We start from the raw sequence: 4,457 nt of genomic DNA on the forward strand, positions 1-4,457 counted from the left end.
GCACCGACCGGGCCTGCGCCGGAAGATGCGGCCTGGACACGGCGGTCGGACGTGGCGCCGGTGGCGTCGACGCGACCGCCCGCGGCCCAGCTGACCCAGGCGGCACCGTGGAAACGGACCCGGCGGAGGGTGCGGCGGGGGTGGCGGGGGTGGCGGCGGGAGCGGCCGGCGGGGTTCGGGTGAGATCAGGCGGCGGGTGCTGGGGCATCCGCGCCGATGTTGACGGGATGGTCACCTCCTCGCGGACCCGCGGGTCCCCGCGGTGGCCGTCGGTGATCCGATCGGCCGGACGCTGCACCTGGGTGGACGGGCGCGGATCGTCGCTACCCGGAACATCGCCAGAAGTATCGGATCCGGGCAGGTCGGAGCCCTGCAGATCGTCGACAGCAGGGCCACCGACCGCCCGGCCGCCCGCCGACAGGTCGGATCCGGGTAGGTCGGATGCGGGCAGGTCGGATGCGGGCAGGTCGGATGCGGGCAGCCGAGCAGCGACCGTCGAGGGCCGTTCGAGGCCCCGGGGTCTCATCGGCGGCTCGAGCCTGGTCACATTCGCGATCGTCGCCTCGCTGGCGCTGCCTTCCACACGACCTCCCGGCTCGACGCGTCGCAGGGCACGGCGGAACACCGGCAACCGGTTCCGTCCTGGGAGGCCCGCGCGACGACTCCGAGCGGGTAACACGGTAAAGCCTTATCGCGAGATAGAGGAGACCTCTCCCGCGGAACTGGCCGAAAAAGACTTCTCCTGGTCCCGCCTAATCGCGCCCGGCGACGGTGGCAGCGTAGCGAATCTCTGCGTGGTTGACCCGCTGGACCGGGGGCATCCCGATGCGTGCCCCCGGGTTCCCCCACCCAGACGTCCCCCTGCCCGGATCGAAGGCACACCGTCAACCATCATTGCGACAACGACGGCAACGGCTGTGGCAACGGTTGCGATGCCGAAAGCAACGACGGTCCCGATCGAACCGGGCACGGAGACGAAGATCGCCTTTCGACGGTTCATGTTTCCGGGGCATGCAGTCGATGTGAACAAAGAAAGAACGTCGCCGCTGCCGGGTCTGCTGGTCAGCGCCGGAACGACACCCGCATCGGCGTGAACATCGGGATCAGCCGCAGGGAGCTGCCGGCAGCCGGGCCGGGCGCGACCACGGACGACACGGTCGGCACGGCGACCGAACCACCGGTGCGCGCGCCGCCGCCGGAGTCTCCGACGGCTGTGCCGGTCATCGCAAGAACCAGCAGCGCCGCGGACCCCAGCAGGGTGCGCCGCACGGTCGGCCGCCGCGGACCGGTGGGACGCGACGGAAACGACCGGCGGGCGCGCCCGGTCAGAGCCGAACGCTGCGGCTCGGAGCGACCACCGCCCTCGCGCCGCACAACCCGGGACGGCAGGCCTCGCGGCGGCCCGAACGTCGGCGGCCCGAACGTCGGCGGCCCGGATGTCGGCCGCCCGGACCGCCGCGGGACCGACCGTCCAGGCCGGCTGCGTCGGCCGGCCGGCATCCGGGACACGTCGTCGACCCGCTCGACAGCCGACGGACGGGCGCCCGCCGGCACACTCGACGCCGCCGAGACGGGCGATGCCGGTGAGGCGGCTGACGCGGTATCGGCGGGAGATGCTGTATCGGCGGGAGACGCGGGGGATGCGGACGGAGTCGCCCCAAGAGCACGCAGGCGGGCGGTGAAGGCATCGGACATCGCCGGATCGCGCAGTGTCACCAGCTGGGCTTTCAACCGCCGCATCCGGATGACCTCGCGCTGGCAGGAAGCACAGCCGGCGAGGTGGGCGAGCGCACGGTCCCGAGCATCGTGGTCGAGCTCGTGATCGATGAGTGGCGAAATCCGGTCGCCGAGGTGCTCGGTCACGCGCGGCGCTCCGCCGGAGCACCACCCTTGCCACCAGCAGGCACGGCACCACGCCGCCGCCCGATCCGGGTGCGACCGTCATCTCGATCCCGACGCGACGGGGAGTCGGCACCCGAATGATCGGATTCCAGCCCGACGACAGGCCGACCGCCGTCGGCCTGGACCACCGCGAACGTGTTGTCCATACCATCGGTGTCGCTGGCGAGCAGAACGCCGTCACCCATCCGGGGTGCGCGGTCCGCCAGTGCCGCGCGCAGCATGGCCCGCCCGCGCGAGATCCGGCTACGCACGGTGCCGAGTTTCACGCCGAGCGTCTGCGCGATCTCCTCGTAGGACAGCTGCTCGATGTCGCACAGCACGACGGCGGCCCGGAAGTCGGGCGGCAGCGCGGCGAGAGCCGCCTCCACATCCGCATCCAGATGGGCCTCGGCATAGACGGCCTCGGGGCTCGCCTCGCGCCCGGCAAGGCGCTCGGTGTCCTCCGGGAGGGCGTCGAAACGGATCTTCTGCTGGCGGCGCATCCGGTCCAGGAAAAGGTTGGTCGTGATGCGGTGCAGCCAACCCTCGAAGGTGCCGGGGGTGTAGTCGGCCAACGACCGGAACACGCGGACGAAGACGTCCTGCGTGAGATCTTCCGCGTCGTGGGCGTTGCCGGTCAGACGATAGGCCAGCCGGTAGACCCGGTTGCCGTGCTCGCGGACCACGTCCTCCCAGGACGGCGGAACCCAGGCTTCTGCTGTGGCGGCGGCGCCGGTGGCGTCACTGGCCGCCCCGGAGTCCTGCGCAGCCACGGCCGCCTCTCGGTCGGTTCGCGTCGAACGTACCCGACGGCCCGGCCACGGAGCGGCGAATCCCGCTGCGGACACCGTTGTATCTCCCCTCGATGGTCGACCCACGATCCTCGACACGATGCGCGTCGATCAGATGAACGCGCATCTGTGCTCTCCCGTTCCCGTAGGCTGCGGATGTCATGCCCCAGACAGATATCGGCGAGCTGGGTTCAGCCGCCGCCTACGCCGAGGGCTTCCTGCTGGAAGACCCCATCCTTCGTGCTGCCCGTTCTCGCGCCGAGGAGGTCGGGATCGTCCCGGTCAGCCCCGGCGCCGGAGCGGTGCTTCGTTTTCTCGCCGCCGCCGCGGGTGCCCGGGCGGTTGTGGAGATCGGGACCGGTACCGGCGTGTCCGGAACGTGGCTGCTGCGCGGCATGCGCCCGGACGGGACGCTCACCACGATCGACGTCGAGGCCGAGCATCTGCGCCTGGCCCGGCGCACCTACGCCGACGCCGGGATGGCACCGGGCCGTTCTCGCCTGATCACCGGCCGCGCCCTCGAGGTGCTGCCAAGGCTCACCGACGGTGCCTACGACCTGGTCTTCTGCGATGCCGACCGCCGCGAGGGCAGCGAGTACCTCACCCAGGCCCTGCGTCTGCTGCGCCCCGGCGGCATCGTCGTGTTCGCCGGCGTGCTGGCCGACGGTCAGGCCGCAGACCCCACCGTGCGCACCGCCGATGCGGTCGCCGTCCGCGAGCTTGCCACTGCTGTACGCGACGACATCCGGCTCACCCAGATGATGCTGACCACCGGCGGCGGCCTGCTGATCGCGGTGGTCGCCAAGTCCTCGCCGGTCGGCTAGCCACCGCGCCGTCAGCGCCGAATCACAGCCCGGCCACCGGGCCATCCGCTGGCGCACGACAGTGACGCATCCGATCATCTTGGGATGCGCCTAGTCCGGAGGACTACTGCCGCAAGCGCGTAGTGTCCCTCTTCGGCGGGACATATCGACGCGATGGGGAGTGGATGGCACCGGCCGCGCGGGAAGACCGGCGCTACGACGACTTCGGCGGACACGCCGGTCATGGCGGTACCGCAGCTCACATCCATCCCCACCAGAGTGCTCCTCATGTGCGTGACGGACGTCACTCCCGGGTCGCCGACAGCCGGTCCAACCCTGATCATCTCGACGACCAGTACAGCTATGGCCAGCTTCGCGACGACTACCCCGATGAGTATCCCCCCGCCTACCCCGCCGAACCCCGCCCGCGCAGTGAGCCCGCCCGCACTGGTCCGGCCCGCCATCCCCGGGACAGCGCCGACCCCCGGCGCGACCATGATCCCCGGCCCGGTCGTGACTCCTGGCCCGGCCGCGATCGCTGGGACGACCCCACCGGCAGCCACCGGGACGGCTACGACCGGGCCGACCGGGCCGACCGGGCCGACCGCCCGAGCTACTCCGACAATCAGCACCGCGCCGACCACCACGTCGCCGACGGCCGCCGGCAGGCCGACGACGGCCACTACTCGGACAGCCGCCCCGTCCACGACGACCGGTACTCGGCGACCAGCCGGTACTCGGCCCCCGCCGACGAGTACCGCGCCGACGAGTACCGCGCTGACCGGTACTCCGATCATTCGCGGCCGGCCAGCCGTGGACCGGGCCCGTCCCGGACGTTGACCGGTCCCGGCCGGGAAGACTATCCGGACGATCACGACGCTCCCACCGGACCTCGACCGAGCTGGCAGCCGGGCACTGCAGCCCGCGCGCCCGGCGCTCCTCCGTACCGTCCGCGGTCGCCGCTGTCCGCCGGCGCCGGCGC

3 protein-coding genes and 2 pseudogenes are annotated in these 4,457 nt (G+C 71.8%); 2 read left to right on the forward strand and 3 right to left on the reverse strand.

Annotated features, from left to right (window positions below; genetic code table 11):
- The 3 genes and pseudogenes from ND747_RS20055 to sigE all read right to left on the reverse strand — a co-directional run.
- Nucleotides 1-547 (reverse strand): annotated as a pseudogene (locus ND747_RS20055) (hypothetical protein); the annotation flags it as partial.
- Between the two features lie 515 nt (nucleotides 548-1,062).
- The gene (locus ND747_RS20060; protein ID WP_251735380.1) at nucleotides 1,063-1,863 is read right to left on the reverse strand and encodes a zf-HC2 domain-containing protein; all 801 of its coding nucleotides are present in this window, start codon (nucleotides 1,861-1,863) and stop codon (nucleotides 1,063-1,065) included.
- The gene (sigE, locus tag ND747_RS20065; RefSeq protein WP_251735381.1) at nucleotides 1,860-2,654 is read right to left on the reverse strand and encodes an RNA polymerase sigma factor SigE; all 795 of its coding nucleotides are present in this window, start codon (nucleotides 2,652-2,654) and stop codon (nucleotides 1,860-1,862) included. Before sigE ends, ND747_RS20060 begins: the two co-directional genes overlap by 4 nt.
- 179 nt (nucleotides 2,655-2,833) lie before the next feature.
- Here sigE and ND747_RS20070 point away from each other — a divergent pair, with 179 nt between their 5' ends.
- On the forward strand, nucleotides 2,834-3,496 hold the full coding sequence (locus tag ND747_RS20070; protein WP_251735383.1) for an O-methyltransferase: 663 nt from the start codon (nucleotides 2,834-2,836) through the stop codon (nucleotides 3,494-3,496).
- 164 nt (nucleotides 3,497-3,660) lie between these two features.
- Nucleotides 3,661-4,457 (forward strand): annotated as a pseudogene (locus tag ND747_RS20075) (hypothetical protein); the annotation flags it as partial.

This window comes from Frankia sp. R82 (assembly GCF_023716925.1).
Taxonomy (GTDB): Bacteria; Actinomycetota; Actinomycetes; order Frankiales; family Frankiaceae; genus Frankia.

What these genes read in the sequence shown, in the direction of transcription:
- ND747_RS20070 (WP_251735383.1), top strand. Translation starts at nt 2,834, where the DNA reads ATGCCCCAGACAGATATCGGCGAGCTGGGTTCAGCCGCCGCCTACGCC.